Below are 16098 nucleotides of genomic sequence, written 5' to 3'. Positions count from 1 at the left end.
TATTAGAATGAAACATTTAGACCGGTCGATAGAACTTTTGCCAATGGGTAGGAATAGGCGCTACCAAAGTTCCCCGGCGTGGTTTCAGGATCATAAAACATATATTTGGTAGAGGTCAGCAAATTTTCACCAGACACAAAAACCCTTAACCTGTTGATCTTAAACCTCTTGGTAAAAGAGGGTGGAAGGGTATATCCGATCTGCAAATTCTTGAGCCGGATATACGATCCGTCCTGAATATATCGGTCAACTGCCGCATTATTAGGATAGTTGCGTATGTTCTTTCCTGGATTCTCGGCATAAGGCTTAGGAAAGTAGGCATCATAATTGGCTCCGAGAGGACTGGTATCGTCTCTCCAATAGTCTAAGTGTTCTGCCAATACGTTCGCATGAAATGGTCCCTGAGCCGGCCCTCTGAACCTTTGGTGGTTAGACACCAGTACATCTCGCTTACCCACCCCTTGGATAAACATACTCAGGTCCAAACCTCTCCAGCTTCCTCCAATGCTGAAAGAGTATTGATATCTCGGGGTCGTATTCGCTACGATAGTCAAATCTCCGGAATCACCCAGGGTATTGGTTCCTCTATCAATTTTACCATCATTATTAATATCTACATATTTCGTATCTCCGGGATTAAAGTTATTGGCTATAGCCGATTGATTGATGGGGTAGCTGCTGACATCATCTGGAGATTGGAACCAGCCGGCCCATCTAAATCCGTATACATCGCCCAAATCCTGACCTGCATAATAGTCAGATAATAAGTTCGTAGCATTAGGATAACTTACGATACTTCTTTTGTAATCGGAAAGTACGGCTTTAACATTATACTTAAATTCTCCTATGGCATCTTGCCAGCCGATCTCCGTTTCCCAACCTTGAACTCTTGATTTCCCCACGTTAGTTCTGGGTGCATCCGTACCTAATACGGCTGGTAAGGTCTGCCCGGGTGCCGCCATACCATCTATATCACTGCGATACCAGTCGAAATTAAAACTCAATCGATTTTTAAATGCTGATAAATCTAAACCAAAATCAGTGGTCTGAACGGTTTCCCAGGTCAAATTCACACTGGTCAAGGAAGGAGGGTTTACAAAAAAGCGGTAGGTCCCATTAAAGAGGTAAGTTCCCTGAGAAGGTGATAACCTCGGTACATATAAATAATTTTCTACGTTCTGATTGCCCAGAGTACCATAGGACCCACGCAGTTTGAAAGTCCCGATTTTATCCTTGAATGGCCAGAAATCTTCATTGGCCAAATCATAACCCGCCGAAAATGAAGGGAATCCCAGGGACCTTTCTCCAGGCTCAAACTTAGATGATCCGTCTCTTCTATAACTTACTTCGAAAAAGTATTTTTCCTTATAGTTATAATTTAATCTGCTGAATACACTCTCTGTGGCCCAATGCGTAATGCCATCATTGATAACTTTATTTCCTACTGCCGTAGATATTGACGGAACGCTTTCGGATAGCAAATTCAATGCAGAAGCATACAAATTATAAGATTCATAGAGTTCATTCTGGTATCCAAGGAGGATCTTAAAATGGTGATTTGCTATGGACTTGGTATAGGTTGTGAATAAATTCGGAGAGAAATATTCATTGGTATATAATCTGGGGTTCACCTGGGTTGAGGCCAGGTTGGGAGTCGTTATCTCGGTGCCATTGGCTAGTTTAGAAGTATAAGGCAAGGCCGTGAATACCTGTCTGTCATTATTACGTCGGTAATTATATTGCAGATTGATAAGCCAGTTTTTTACAGGCTCAATAGTCACCCTTGGCAAAATCGAAATCTGATTATCCAAATTTTTCTCTCGCTGAGTACTCCATAAAGGATATTGTGCTTCTATCAGAGGCTCTCCATAAGTAGGATCAACGGTGGGCAGGGTGGGCTTCAGCTTGGATATTACATCAAAAATTCTCCCCCGACCATTGGAAGGTCCTTGGGAATAATCCCATGGAAATTCGTCCTGGCTACGTAACATTTTAGTCATCAATTCGAAACTCAACCATTTTAGTGGCTTTGCTGCAATTTTGGCATCCATATTAAACCTTTGGAAGGATTCTCCTCCTACTTTCAACAATCCACCCTCATTATAATAGCCAGTAGACAAATAGTAATTGAGTTTCTCATTACCACCGGTCACACTTAAATTGTTTTTCTTCCGACTGGCCCATTTTTTAAACAAAAAATCTTTCCATTGGGTAGAACCACTTGCCCCCAGACCAAAATTGTTCTGGTCCCAGGCATTTCCCGCAGCAGTAGGCACCAAGGTAGGAGCACTACCTGGGTTGGCCATGTTTTGCTTGATATACTCTATTTGCTGATCATTATAATATGGTACTGAAGATCCCCCATTTTTTATGGCATCGTTCATAACATAGGCAAAGGTTAGGGCATCAACCTGGTCGGGCCATACGGTAGGTTGTGTGATGGCAAAATTGTTGGAATAAGAGATTTTCATACCTCCATTCATGCTCTTACCATTTTTGGTGGTCACCAGCAAGGCGCCACCAGCGGCCCGAGCCCCGTATACTGCCGCAGCGGCGGCATCTTTCAACACCGAAACCGTAGCAATGTCGTCCGGATCGATATCACCCAGGCTCATTTCTACCCCGTCGATCAGTACCAATGGATTGGCTTGCCCGATAGATCCTCCTGAACTGGTAATAAAACCCCTTACATTAATATTGGGCGTCGCTCCCGGTTCTCCACCAAAACTGGAATTAGAGATCTGTAAATTGGGCACAGCTCCCTGAAGGGCCTGAACGGCGTTGGATACGGGTCTGTTTTCGAAAACTTCCTGACCTACCTGCGAAACAGAGGCCGTAACATGCGCTTTCTTCTGTACGCCATAGCCTACAACCACTACCTCTCCTAAACCCTTAGGCTCCTCTTCTAATTGTATATTAAGCTGTACACTATTTCCGATGGTAACTTCCTGGGTCTTCATCCCAACAAAACTAAATGACAGCTTTTTCACCGTCTCCGGGATCGTCAATTTAAACTTACCATCCACGTCAGTGATCGTAGATTCCGTTGAGCCTATTGCCCTTATACCCACTCCTGGAAGCGAGATACCATCTTTATCCGTTACCGTACCCGTTATTTCTTTATTCACAGAAACTTCAAGGGTATTCGGCACTGGTTTGACGGTTGAGGTATTAGGTGCTTTTCCCGCACTAAGAATAATCTGTTTATCCTTCACCTCAAAACTTATATTGGTTTGACTGGAAACGCTAGTTAAGATCTGGCTCAGATCGGCATTATTGAAGTTCCCGCTTACCTTTTTTGCCTCTTTCAAGAGTTCATCCTGATATAAAAACAGGTAACCAGTTTTTGCCTCAATGGTATTTAATACTTCTTTTAAAGTTGCATTTTTAAAGCGAACTGTCAATTTAACCTGGGAAAAGCTATAACCATAGCTCACCACTAAAACAAAAATCAAAACTAATAAAGACTTAATCCCCTTCATGGATTCTCCTTTGAGAGAAACCGGGGGCAGAAATTCAAGTAATCTTTTTAACATAATTTTAAGGATTTAAGATAAACATACAGCATTATGGATTTTGGAAAATTTAGGGTAAGCGTTATTTTTTCTTATACAGGATATATTGGCCACCTTGCAGCGGTTCGACCTCCAGGGATGCCGTCTTGGCAACTATCCTTACTATTTCGTTGACATCCTCTTTCAATCGTAACTTTCCGGAGATTCTTATGGACTTAAATTGTTGCTCTTTTAACTGAAACCTGATATTATAATATCGCTCCAACTTAGCCAGTACCGTGCCCAGCTTTTCCGATTCAAATTTCATTATTCCACTCACCCATAATATTTGATCTGTAGCATTGACTACTAATAACTCGTCAATCTGGGTCTCTTTGTGATATGCGTACATTTGCCCGGGTACCAGATCCTTATACTTCTCAAATGGGCTAGCACTGGTTTTTTTGACCGCCACTTTACCCTCTATCAAAGTAGTTCGGATATTTTCATCATGATCATAAGCGCTTACATTAAATTTGGTCCCCAAATCTTTCACCAGCAGATCCTTTACCCGAACCAGAAATGGCTGGTCGGTATCATGCTCTACTTCAAAATAGGCCTCCCCTATCAAAAACACTTCTCTACTATCGCCCGAAAAGACAGTGGGGTAAGCCAAACGGCTTCCTGCATTTAGAAACACTTTTGTTCCATCTGATAAGGATAGTTCAGCCGTTTTACCAAAGGGAACCAATAATTGGTTTAGAGCCTTCTCAACTTTGCTCGGGGGAGCATTCTCAGATGCATCTTCATCTAAAATAAGCTCACCCTTATCCGAGTAAACAAGTTTCGAATGATCCTGCTTCAAAATGATCGTTTCTCCATCGACGCCTACCAGTTTGGACTCACTACCGAACTCAACCTCCTGAGCAGCAAATTCTTCAAAGTCGCCCCCCCCCTCCTTCGAGCGGGAAGTATATAAAATTCCTACTGAAAATATGATGAAGATTATGGCTGCATACTTCAAGCCTGTATACAACCAACGTAGATTGAAAGGCTTTTTAGAATGGTTGATTTCCGAAAGTATATTGGACAGCAATGCCTCTTTTTCATGGCTGCTAAGTGGAGTGCTTATACTGCCAAGTTTGGTGACCACCTTACGGGCTCCTTCTAAATTTTCCTTCTCTTCAGGATGGTTGAGTATAAAATCTTGCCAATACGCATTTAGCTCTGGATTAGGCTCAACAATCCATTTTATAAAATCATTATCATTTAAATATTTATCTATTCCGTTCATAATCGTTCCGTTATACCCTATTAAAGGCTTCCAGATTCCAGAACGTGGACAGTATTTTTAATTTTTTTTTAGAAAATTTAATACTTCCTTAATTATTTTATCATCTAGGTTTAGATTTTTCTTGGCATAAAGTCCCTCCTGGGGCTCGTTGGTCTTCCCAAAAAACAAAGCGTATATCTGAGCCAACTCGCTTGAATCTGCCACCTAGAATCCATGGACGGAATTGACAAAAAAGACTGCGTCTAGCTCAAATAATAAGATAACGTTTATGTATAAACGCATATTAATTTTTGGCTTGATAATAGTTTATAACCGCAATTCTACTTTCTCCGGACCTCCGGTGTGGATGGGATACCAGGGAGGCTAATATCCTTAAGATCAGGAATCAAATATTTCAAAAATTCCAATGGAAGGAATATTATATTCGCCAACTGACTGCCCATTCTTTTCCAGAATTCATAGGGATTTATATTCTGCTACCCCAAACCGGTTCTAAATCATCAGACAGGCAATCAGCCAAGGTCCTAGTTCTAGAACACCCAAATTCTCCCGGATGGCTTTAATCCCTCTATAAAATTGTTTTCTCACCGATTCGATGCTAATGTCCATGATGGTTGCAATTTCTGCGTAGTCTAGCGATTCATTACACCGTAAATAAATGGCCTCTTTCTGTTTGGCCGGTAAGGCATCTAATACGTCCTTTACTTTTTTGTTGATTTCCTCATTGGTTTCGCGCTCAATGAATTGATACTCTATACTAAATTCCATACCAGCAACGAGCTCGCCCTGGTCGTTCCAATCGTCGAAACGTCGGCGATATTTCATTTTTTTAATGAGGTTTCTTTTTAAGCTTAGGAATAGGTAAAATTTGAGGTGTTGGTATGAGCTTTTATTGTTTTCTCTGGTGAGATACAAGTCTACAAAGATTTCCTGAATGGCATCTTTGACAGTATCACTATCATTGCAGAATTTTAGGCCGTAATTGAACACACTGTCCACATGCAAATTGTATAGGGTAGTAAAGGCCTCCTGGTCACCCGCTTTGAAGCGTTTCCAGACATCTTCGTTATGCTCAGAGAATTGCCTACCCTTTTCCAATTTACTAAAATGCTATACTATGACTATTTACGCTAGACAGACTTTCTTCTAGTTACCAACTGCATATCCTAACGTGATCCAACAAGCTATTTTCTATCTGGATGCCACTACGATGAAACATACCCTCCAAATTTATTAATTAAACGTTATTATTATTCCTGCCAGACCTCTTGTTTGCTATAATTTTCAAGTTACCCGATTGTATCCTGAAAGCAACCATGGTCTAACCTTTCCTACAAAAGGCCGAATTCACGAATATAAGGGTGTGTTATCGCAATGAGTCTATAATCAAGGTCATAGAGCTGTGCGAAATTTGACATATTCCAATGCATTCAGGGCCGATTTATAAATGTACAGCCCCGCATACAATCATGAATATTTAACAAAATAATCAAATTTAATGAAACTTTCAAAAGAAATTCTGTGAATTGGAGCAAAGGTCTTCAGTTCCTCACCCCATATTGGCTTCCGCCAAATGTCCCATTACTGTCACGGATTCTAGTAATTTATTTCAGAGTTGGGACTTGAAAGCTAACTTTTATAAGAGAAGTCGGACATGTTCAGCAGGGCTTCACCCAGAAGCCCCGATAGATTTTTGTGCCTTAGAAATTGACTCTTCCAAGGCACAAAAAAATTAGCCCTATGAAAGATTAGGAGAGAAATGTTCAACGAAATTTTGTTGAGTCAAAGCAAGACTTTGAGTCCATAAATCGTTTTGAAAGCATTCATTATAGGAGTCTTTTGAACTCCTAACCACCTGTCCATTAGAGAAGTAGATTCCTTTCAGATGTTGGTATTTCTCTGAAATAGCTAAGACAGCCAGGTTTTTCCCCGCTTGTGAAGGTGTATGGACATTCTTTTTGAAAAGTGTCAATACGGGTAAAATATTCTTCCATAGAAATCTCATAAATATAGAGTATGACTTAGAAAGCCCAGTGCCGGGAGTCATACCCGGGTCATATGCATTTACCCTTATTTGAGTCCCTGCCAACTTTTTCTGTAAGGCATATACAGTCATAATATTGCATAGTTTTGAAGTTGAATATCGCCGGTGCCCTATGGTAATCATTTTTTCTGAAGATTCTTTAGGGTAGGCGATCTCCATTGCACTGGTATAAACAGGTGGTTCTATTGGCGTTTTTAGTGCGGGATCGTGGGTCTCACTCGATGTAAAGAGAATATGCCCATCAGATTTGAGAAAGGGGAGCAGCGCTATAGTTAATGCAAAAGCCCCCAAATGGTTCACCCCGAAGGTCTCCTCAAAACCATCGGAAGTGTAAGTGGTCTGGCCAATATTTTGTATTCCAGCGTTATTGATCAATATTGAAATCCGTCCCAATTTTTCCTTTTTGAAGGTTTCCACAAACTGATGAATGGAATCTAGGGAGCCAAGGTCCATGACCATGGCTTTCAAGTGTTGATGTCCTGTTCTAAGCTTAATCTTTTCGAGTATAGCTTCTGCCTTATAGAGATTTCTAGCGGGTATTATAATGCGATGGTCAGGAGCCCGACGGGCCAATTCTACGGCACATTGAAATCCTATTCCACTTGTAGCGCCTGTGATGATAATAGTTTCCATTTTAATTATGATTTAGTGATAACACAAAAATCATTTTTATCGTAACCATTTCATTTGTCATATGGCAAATAGCACCTTAAATATTCCGTCTTATCCTGCTCAATGAAGACTGTGTGATTCCCAAATAAGAAGCTAAGTATGAAAGTGGTATCCTATTGGCTAACCCTGGAAATTTTTCCAGAAAAGTAAGATATCTAGTTGAAGCATCTTCGGCTAACATTGGACTCAACTTGTTCAGCTTCTCAATCAAAGCCTTTTCAGTTATTTTATTGATGATACCTTCCCATGCTATAATGGTGTTAAAAAGCTCGTCAAAAGACTCCTTGCTAAATACTAATAAGGTACAATCTGTTACGGCTTGTACATATTCTGAAGATGGAATCTTCTGTGTATAGGAATTGATATCTACAGCAAAATTATTTTCCTCAATAAAATACTTGGTTATTTCATCTCCCTTACTGTTATAGTAACACACCCTTAAAATCCCGGTTTGGATAAATGCCACACGTTTGGGAATTTTTCCAGCTTCAGAAAAATAAGTCCCCTTCTCCAAAACGAGTGGGGAAGCCTTTCTTTTAATCAAATCTATTTGCTGCTGGTTAAGATGTCCAAATTCCAGCAAAAAGTCTATTAATTTTTCCATGCCCCTAAGGTTGATATTCTAAAAAAGTAATCATTTGTCATATGACAAAAAAGTATTTCTTAATAAAATAATGAGTGATAAGCGCAGTTATAGAATCGCTCTTCGGATTTAGCTATCGAACAAATGAGGCTAGGGCCTGGTTTTACAGGCGATATACCCCAGAACCAGGCCGTTGTAGCTTCCTGTTATGATTTTCATATGATATTGTTTTCCACCTTATATATGTATTAGAATTACCTTGTGAATTTAAATGGCCAGAGATCTTTTGTCCAATTATTATGGGGAGAAAATAGTGCGCTTCGCTAATCAACCAAAGGACTGTTAACTCGCTACCAAGGGCTGCGATTACGTTAAAGTGTTCGTGATAACTTAAGTTGCCAGGCAAAGAAACATTCCTACAAAAATGCCTTTGGATGGCTTAAAAAAATTAGGCAAGGACCAAATTAATTATAAAAATACAAACAGAAGAGTCTTACTTCAAGAACACGCTGGCCCATTCGAGATCTTCGGGAGTTGTTATTTTAATATTTTCGTAAGCTCCTGGAATTAGCTCTATACAATGGCCTGCTGCTTCCAGTACGCTGGCGCAGTCGGTATAATGCTGCTGATAGGGTTGAGCGAAAGCGTTGCGCATCCAGTCGAGGCGAAAGGTCTGCGGGGTTTGAATAAGTAGGAAGTTACTGCGATCTAGCGCTTGGTTGCCCCCTTCCGATTTCACCATCCGGATGGAGTCTTTAAGGGGGACGCTGGTAACGGCAGTACCGGCTCGCTCCGCCGTGATATAGCCCTGCGAAATGATTTCTGCAGAGATAACAGGGCGAACCCCATCGTGCACTGCCACCAGACCCTGGGAATCGTCTATCGCAGCCAAGCCATTTTTTACTGAATGAAAACGGGTCTCTCCACCGGCTACCAGCCGATGGCTTAGCAGGAAGCTATGTTGCACACATAGGGATTTCCAAAAATCCAGGTGCGCGGCAGGAAGCACGAGTATCAATGTTACCTGGGATGAATAGGAATGAAATGCCTGCAGGGTATGCATGAGAATAGGCAGCCTATTGACGGCAATAAACTGTTTGGGCAGCTCGCTTTTCATTCGGCTTCCGCTACCTCCGGCGACAATAATGGCAAACTTTTTCATGGTAGGAGCAAGAAAAAAGGGTCATACAGAAGGAACAGCGATTGCCATTCATTTTCCATATGACCCTTTTCACTAAAAAATTCTATTAAATGATCAACATGGCATCGCCGTAGGTAAAGAATTTATATTTTTCTTTAATCGCAATTTCATAGGCCTTCATCACCAGATCGTATCCACCGAAGGCACAAGCCGACATCAGCAGAATAGATTCGGGAAGTTGGAAGTTAGAGATCATGGCATTAGCGATTTTGAAATCGTAGGGAGGAAAAACAAACCTGTCGGTCCACCCTTCCACTTCTTTCAAATGTCCGCTCGCCGATACCGACGACTCTATTGCCTTTAAGGAGGTAGTACCAACGGCACATACTCGCTTTCCAGCATCTATTGCCTTATTAACGATGGCTGCACTTTCGGCAGAAATATGATAATTTTCCGAATCCGTTTTGTGCTTGGTAAGGTCTTCTACATCCACATTCCGAAAGGTACCCAGACCTACGTGTAGGGTAACGGGAGCGAATCCAACCCCTTTTATTTCCAGGCGTTTCATCATCGCTTTTGTGAAATGCATACCAGCAGTAGGTGCTGCTACAGCCCCTGTATGTTGAGCATAAATGGTTTGAAAACGCTCTCTGTCTGCATTTTCCACTTTTCTTCTGGTGATAATTTCTGGAGGAAGTGGGGTTTCACCTAATTCATCGACCAATTTCATAAAGGCGTCGTTGTCCCCATCATAAAGGAAGCGAATGGTACGGCCGCGGGAGGTAGTATTGTCAATTACCTCGGCCACAAGGTCGCTATCTCCAAAATAGAGTTTGTTTCCTACCCGTATTTTACGAGCTGGGTCTACCAATACGTCCCATAATCGCATTTCGCGATTTAATTCTCTTAATAAGAATACTTCAATTTTCGCACCTGTTTTCTCCTTCTGACCAAACAGACGGGCAGGGAAAACTCTGGTATCATTAATGGCCATGACGTCGCCGTCATCGAAATAATTAATAAGATCTGCGAATGTTTTATGCTCGATCTCCCCTGTTTTACGGTGTACTACCATCAGGCGCGACTCACCACGTTCGGCAGGATGCAAGGCAATAAGACTTTGTGGGAGATCAAATTTAAATTCAGATAGCTTCATAGCTGGTTATTCAGAGTGTATTGATTAATGCCGGCCTACCGCCGTTCGCATTCGCTTGTTTGATAAAAGTCCTCAGTATGATAAGCAATTTTCGGCCTTAGTTTACTGATGCTAAAGTGGTTTCAGAAACTTGGCCACTACCCTTCACTACTAAAATTAAGACCGCAAAAGTAGCTATTTTTTCCCTAAAATACTAGTATTTTTTATGGCATTAAAGATTCCGTCTTTTAGATCTCCATTTGGATGGTCCAGCCAGCTGAATCTCCTCCGCACCCGACTGAAAATCCACTTCCTTCTTTTGCTGCTCCCAAGCCATTAGGGCAGCCACAAGCCCCTCTTGCTGAGAGGTTTCCTTCCCGAGCTCCTGGGCCGAAAAATATTGAGCTACAAAATTTGTGTCAAAACTGCCATTTATAAACACAGGATGTTTCATTACAAAACGGCAAAAAGCAAGGGTTGTCTGCACGCCCTGAATAGCATATTCATCGATGGCCCGGATCATTTTGGCAATTGCCTCTTCCCTATCCGTTCCATAGGTGATCAATTTTGATATAAGTGGATCATAGTAAATGGGAATGGGCATTCCTTGTTCGAATCCATCGTCCACTCTTACGCCATTTCCCAGGGGAGGCCTATAAGTGTGCAAGGTACCCACATCGGGCAGAAAATTATTACTGGCATCTTCGGCGTACACTCTACTTTCAATGGCATGGCCCCGGATACTAATATCCGACTGCACGAAAGGCAAGGCCCGGCCTTCGGCAATATGGATCATCTGCTTCACCAAATCCACCCCTGTAATCAACTCAGTAACAGGATGTTCCACCTGTAGACGGGTATTCATCTCCAAAAAATAAAAATTCTGGTCGCTGTCCACAATAAACTCCACTGTGCCAGCACCATAGTACCCACAAGACCGGGCTACATCGATGGCACATCGCCCCATTTCGACCCGGGTGCTTGCGTCAATTGAAATAGAAGGAGCCTCTTCTATTACCTTCTGATGCCTTCTCTGTATGGAGCATTCCCGATCGTAAAGGTGAACAATATTACCGTGTTGATCGCCCAGAATCTGTATTTCTATATGTTTAGGCGCAGTGATATATTTTTCTATAAAAACGGAGCCATCGCCAAAGGAGGTTTCGGCCTCGCTTACGGCACGATCCATCTGGGCATCGAAGTCAGCCTCCTGCTCTACGATACGCATACCCTTGCCTCCTCCCCCGGCGCTTGCCTTGATCAGGATAGGATAGCCGATTTCTTGAGCAATCATTTTTGCTTGCACCCTGTCTGTAACAGCCTCAAGGGTGCCCGGCACCATAGGAATGGCATAGGCGGAGGCGGCTTCCTTTGCCGCCAATTTGCTACCCATGGTCCGTATGGCCTGCCAGCTTGGGCCTACAAAAGCGATACCTTCCTGCTCCACCCTACGGGCAAAGTCCGCATTCTCTGAAAGAAATCCATAGCCAGGATGAATGGCGTCAACGCCTAATTCTTTGCTGAACGAAAGAATTTTATCCTGGTTCAGATAAGAATCCTGTGAGGCAGCCATTCCCAGGCATACGGCCTGGTCGGCGAACCGTACATGGGGGGCGCTGCGGTCGGCTTCACTGAAGACAGCCACGGTAGCAATATTCATTTCACGGGCCGTTCGCAAGATCCGCATCGCTATTTCACCCCGATTTGCCACAAGAATTTTTTTTATTTCTTTCATGCGTTTTTCTCCTAAAAGTATGAATACATCCAAAAAATGACAGTATTGTAAATGTAACACTTTAATTAATTCCCTATCTTACAAGTTCCTGTTGTATAGCATACTATTATTCTTTATCATTTTTTTTTTAAATTTGCATTTATCTAACATAAGTAATATTTGATTACCCACATAAATAAGACGAGAGTGGATATTTTTGAGAAACTACACAACAACTCCGGACCGATCGGCACCCCGGCTAAAATGCTGAATAGTCACCATTATTTTTCTTTCCCGATGTTGGAAGGAGATTTGGGGCCGAAAATGAGGTTCATGGGTCGTGAGGTGCTCAACTGGAGCTTGAATAATTATCTGGGGCTGGCCAACCATCCCGAGATCAGAAAAGCAGACGCTGAGGCCGCTGCCAAATGGGGCCTGGCTTATCCTATGGGAGCCCGAATGATGTCGGGAAACTCTACCCTACATGAGCAATTTGAAAAGGAGTTGGCCACTTTTGTAGGCAAAAAGGACGCCTTCTTGCTTAACTATGGTTATCAGGGAGTAATGTCAGCCATCGAATGCATCTGCGATCATCGCGATGTAATTGTCTATGATGCTGAGTCGCATGCCTGCCTGATCGATGGAATACGACTTCACAAGGCTAAAATGGGAACGTATTATAAGTTCAACCATAACGACATGGAAAGCCTTGAAAAAAACCTAAAGCGTGCTACCAAGCAAGCCAACGAAAAAGGCGGAGGCGTATTGGTAATTACTGAGGGCGTATTTGGCATGTCTGGCAAGGTAGGAGACTTGAAGGCTATTGTTGAACTAAAAAAGAAATATGAATTCCGCCTATTGGTTGACGACGCCCACGGCTTCGGTACCATGGGAGAAACGGGTGCCGGGGTTCATGAATTATTGGGCGTGCAGAAAGAGGTGGACTTATACTTCTCTACTTTCGCTAAATCGATGGCTGCTATTGGTGCATTTATAGCTTCTGACGATCCCGAAATTATCATGTATCTAAAATATAACATGCGTTCACAGACGTATGCTAAAGCCCTACCGATGCCTTATGTAGAAGGAGGACTTAAGCGCCTGGAAATGATCAAAACCATGCCTGAGCTACGCACCAAGCTTTGGGAAAATGTTCGAGCCATGCAGGATGGACTACGTTCCCGGGGCTTCAACATCGGAGAAACTGAATCACCCGTAACGCCTGTTTTCCTACATAGTGAAGGAGGAGTACCTGAGGTTACCCGCATGGTCCGCGATCTGAGAGAGAACATGGGCGTATTTTGCTCGATAGTGGTTTACCCGGTCGTGCCTAAGGGTCAAATTATGCTCCGTATTATCCCTACTGCCGCCCATACGCTGGAAGAAGTTGAATACACCTTGAATGCTTTTACCACTCTTGCTGAGAAACTTAAGAACCGAGTTTACCAATTGGAAGAGGTAACAGAATAAGGACATCGAAAAAACTGCATATATATGCAAAAAAGGGCCTTTTTTATAATTAGGCCCTTTTTTATATATTTTTAAGTCACTTTTTAATACGAATCTAACTATTTCATTAACAACAAGTTAACCTTGACAATCTGGTTAGATAAGACTATTCAACGGTTTTTTTTTATTATTTGAGTTGCGTTAATGTTTAAAATTACTAAATTTCGGTCAAAACGTGCCTCTGTGCCGTGCAAAGGCATAATTTAACTATAAAACCAAAATAACATGACACGATTTGAGGAAGTAAAGAATTTGATAATGTCACTAGAAGGTGATTTCGATAAGTTCTACAGCAAAGAGAATCAGGCAGCAGGAACCCGCGTTCGTAAAGGTATGCAAGACCTTAAGACGCTCGCTCAAGAAATCCGCACAGAGGTTCAGAACAAAAAGAACGCTGCTGAGTAATTCCACCAAGCACACCGCCAAACTCGGCCCGGGATCCTGAAAGACCCGGGCTTTATTTTTGTCAGAATTTTTCTTTATTAATCATGGTCGCTACCCCACGGGTTACTACTTTTTTGGTAGTTGCATCCTTTATTTCGGTGGTAATCTCTGCTATATGTTTTTCCGCATGAAGCGCTTTAATGGTAAAGACCGCAATATAATCGGTCTCTACAAACATAGGCCTCAGAAAATCTAAAGTTTGATTCAGGTAAATGGATCCATGCCCCGGATATTCGGTACCGAGTACCTTGGTAAATACGGTAGCCCCTAACATTCCGTGAATAATAGGTCGCTTAAAAGGAGTAGTAGCCGCATATCCGGCATCCAGATGTAAGGGATTATCGTCTCCAGTCAGGATGGCAAATTGTACCACCTGCTCCTGGGTAAAACGGAAGGAATGCTCAAACGAGGCTCCTACAACGGCTTCAATCGTCATATTAATAAAAATGGGTTAAAATTATCCTGTTACATTATAAGATAGTGAAGATACGAAAAACTGTTTCGGGAGCAAGCGTTAAGAGGCAAAGCTGGTAGGCAATAAAAAAGCCGCCACAATGGACGGCCTTCTGAAAATTACTATAAAAGGTGCATTATTCTTCTTCTAATTCTTCCTCTACCACGGCCAAGGGTTCCGAGTCGGTGATCCCTGCCACGACTTTAGGTCCCCTCGCTTTGTTTCGCTTATCTTTAAATTTGATCACCTGCATTTTTAAGGTATCTATGGCTAAGTCAGTAGCTTCTTCGAAGGTCGTGCCTTGCTCTTTCACAAATACGGTTCCACCCGGCACATATAGCTTAACTTCCAGCAACTTCGTATGCGTTTTTGCGTTTTCACTTTTATCTAGTTTCAAAAATACCTCACCACTCGTTATCCGATCATAAAAAGTATCTAGTTTGTCCATTTTTTGTTGAATAAAATTGAACAACTTCGCATCGGCATCGAAGTGAATTGCTTGCATCTGCAGTCTCATAAGCACTTTGGTTTAAGGTAAAACATCACTTATCTACATCACGGGAAAACCACAGCATGGGGTGCAGGCTTAGGTTGCCACCCAGGTGGCCCTCCCTCCCATTCATCATCGATCAAGGCTCAATGAAATGGTTTAGTGAATAAGCAAAATTCAACGTTAAATGTCAAGCAAAACCGGTCTTATTTTTCGGGTACGGTATTTGGAACGGTTGGCCACTCAAGCTTCCTCCAGCAGGGTTCGGAAAGAAACGTAATGCCCGTTAAATTTTTGGTGATGTTTGTCGGCTAAAGCAGGCTGAAATTTGGTTTGATAGGCAAGAAAATCTTCCATGGAAAGGAAGCGAAACTGAGTGGTATAAGTGGCTCCTTCATTTTCTATTTCTGTAAGAAGGCGTAAAAGTTTACACTCCATGGCCAAGCCCGTCGCCTGAATTTCGGGGATGTAGCTACTTTTCATATATTCCACCCACTCATTTTCCATGGGGTGGTTCACATTGACCGTTATGTTGTAGATAATCATTTTTCTTTTAATTTTTAAAACACAAATATCCAACATAATCCTTAGCTGGCCTAATCCGGAATACCCAGAAGATACCTGTCCGATTATTTGGGAGAAGTGCAGGCGGAGATTACCTTTGTGACAAGATAGTTTTCACTTAAATCCTTTCGACTCTGATGAACATGCTTATTCACGCCCACTCGGGCCTACGTTATGTAGTGTTGGCATTGCTGATCGCCGCCATATTTGTGGCCTATTCCAAATGGAAAAGCAACGATCATGGTGATAGCAAACTGTATTTATTTGCGATGATAGCGGCTCATACGCAGCTTTTAATCGGCTTGATCCTTTTCAGTATGAGCCCCAAAGTGGATTTCAGCATGATGAGTGATGCCATGTACCGGTTCTTCAGCGTAGAACATACTACTATGATGCTTATTGCGTTGGTCTTGATTACCATGGGCCGGGTACGCAGTAAGAAATTGGAGGGGGCCCCCAAGCATAGAACGGTTTTGTATTTTTATACCTTAGGTCTTATACTTATTATAGTAGGTATTCCCTGGCCTTTCCGTAACCTAGGCGCAGGTTGGTTCTGATCT

General features: G+C 42.2%; 14 protein-coding genes. 3 read left to right on the top strand and 11 right to left on the bottom strand.

Annotated elements, in window-relative coordinates:
* Positions 1 to 2: 2 nt before the first annotated feature.
* From X939_RS0109800 to X939_RS0109760, 8 genes are all read right to left on the bottom strand, one after another.
* Positions 3 to 3536: a SusC/RagA family TonB-linked outer membrane protein gene (locus tag X939_RS0109800; protein WP_025763082.1), complete on the bottom strand. Its 3534-nt coding sequence runs from the start codon at positions 3534 to 3536 to the stop codon at positions 3 to 5.
* A 61-nt stretch (positions 3537 to 3597) separates the two neighbouring features.
* Entirely contained in the window at positions 3598 to 4788 is a 1191-nt protein-coding gene (locus tag X939_RS0109795) for a FecR family protein (protein WP_025763081.1), read from the bottom strand.
* Positions 4789 to 5280: 492 nt separating this feature from the next.
* Positions 5281 to 5886 (bottom strand): RNA polymerase sigma factor, encoded by a 606-nt coding sequence (locus tag X939_RS0109785; protein ID WP_025763080.1) that lies wholly within the window; start codon positions 5884 to 5886, stop codon positions 5281 to 5283.
* 640 nt (positions 5887 to 6526) lie between these two features.
* A complete protein-coding gene (locus X939_RS0109780; protein ID WP_025763079.1) occupies positions 6527 to 7465 on the bottom strand; it encodes an SDR family NAD(P)-dependent oxidoreductase in 939 nt (312 codons plus the stop codon).
* Positions 7466 to 7541: 76 nt separating this feature from the next.
* Positions 7542 to 8108: a Crp/Fnr family transcriptional regulator gene (locus tag X939_RS0109775; protein WP_025763078.1), complete on the bottom strand. Its 567-nt coding sequence runs from the start codon at positions 8106 to 8108 to the stop codon at positions 7542 to 7544.
* A gap of 472 nt (positions 8109 to 8580) precedes the next feature.
* Positions 8581 to 9249 (bottom strand): 2-C-methyl-D-erythritol 4-phosphate cytidylyltransferase, encoded by a 669-nt coding sequence (locus tag X939_RS0109770; RefSeq protein ID WP_025763077.1) that lies wholly within the window; start codon positions 9247 to 9249, stop codon positions 8581 to 8583.
* Positions 9250 to 9334: 85 nt separating this feature from the next.
* Positions 9335 to 10384 carry a tRNA preQ1(34) S-adenosylmethionine ribosyltransferase-isomerase QueA gene (gene queA, locus X939_RS0109765; RefSeq protein ID WP_025763076.1) on the bottom strand — a complete coding sequence of 350 codons (1050 nt, stop codon included), beginning with the start codon at positions 10382 to 10384 and terminating at the stop codon, positions 9335 to 9337.
* 211 nt (positions 10385 to 10595) lie between these two features.
* Positions 10596 to 12098: an acetyl-CoA carboxylase biotin carboxylase subunit gene (locus X939_RS0109760; protein ID WP_025763075.1), complete on the bottom strand. Its 1503-nt coding sequence runs from the start codon at positions 12096 to 12098 to the stop codon at positions 10596 to 10598.
* Positions 12099 to 12284: 186 nt separating this feature from the next.
* Between X939_RS0109760 and X939_RS0109755 the strand changes: the two genes are divergently transcribed.
* Positions 12285 to 13547: an aminotransferase class I/II-fold pyridoxal phosphate-dependent enzyme gene (locus X939_RS0109755; RefSeq protein WP_025763074.1), complete on the top strand. Its 1263-nt coding sequence runs from the start codon at positions 12285 to 12287 to the stop codon at positions 13545 to 13547.
* Positions 13548 to 13811: 264 nt separating this feature from the next.
* Positions 13812 to 13991, top strand: a complete 180-nt coding sequence (locus X939_RS0109750) for a BF3379 family histone-like protein (protein ID WP_025763073.1) — start codon at positions 13812 to 13814, stop codon at positions 13989 to 13991.
* A 61-nt stretch (positions 13992 to 14052) separates the two neighbouring features.
* On the opposite strand, the gene X939_RS0109745 is transcribed toward X939_RS0109750, so the two are convergent.
* The 3 genes from X939_RS0109745 to X939_RS0109735 all read right to left on the bottom strand — a co-directional run bounded on the left by X939_RS0109745 (position 14053) and on the right by X939_RS0109735 (position 15520).
* The gene (locus tag X939_RS0109745) at positions 14053 to 14466 is read right to left on the bottom strand and encodes a MaoC family dehydratase (protein WP_025763072.1); all 414 of its coding nucleotides are present in this window, start codon (positions 14464 to 14466) and stop codon (positions 14053 to 14055) included.
* A 154-nt stretch (positions 14467 to 14620) separates the two neighbouring features.
* A complete protein-coding gene (locus tag X939_RS0109740; RefSeq protein WP_025763071.1) occupies positions 14621 to 15001 on the bottom strand; it encodes an HPF/RaiA family ribosome-associated protein in 381 nt (126 codons plus the stop codon).
* 216 nt (positions 15002 to 15217) lie between these two features.
* Complete coding sequence (locus X939_RS0109735) at positions 15218 to 15520, bottom strand: DUF4286 family protein (RefSeq protein ID WP_025763070.1); 303 nt, start codon at positions 15518 to 15520, stop codon at positions 15218 to 15220.
* A 155-nt stretch (positions 15521 to 15675) separates the two neighbouring features.
* Between X939_RS0109735 and X939_RS0109730 the strand changes: the two genes are divergently transcribed.
* On the top strand, positions 15676 to 16095 hold the full coding sequence (locus X939_RS0109730; RefSeq protein ID WP_044198889.1) for a hypothetical protein: 420 nt from the start codon (positions 15676 to 15678) through the stop codon (positions 16093 to 16095).
* Positions 16096 to 16098 lie beyond the last annotated feature (3 nt).

This window comes from Dyadobacter tibetensis Y620-1 (genome assembly GCF_000566685.1).
GTDB classification, from domain to species: Bacteria; Bacteroidota; Bacteroidia; order Cytophagales; family Spirosomataceae; genus Dyadobacter; species Dyadobacter tibetensis.
This window is presented reverse-complemented; position numbering and strand designations above follow the sequence as displayed.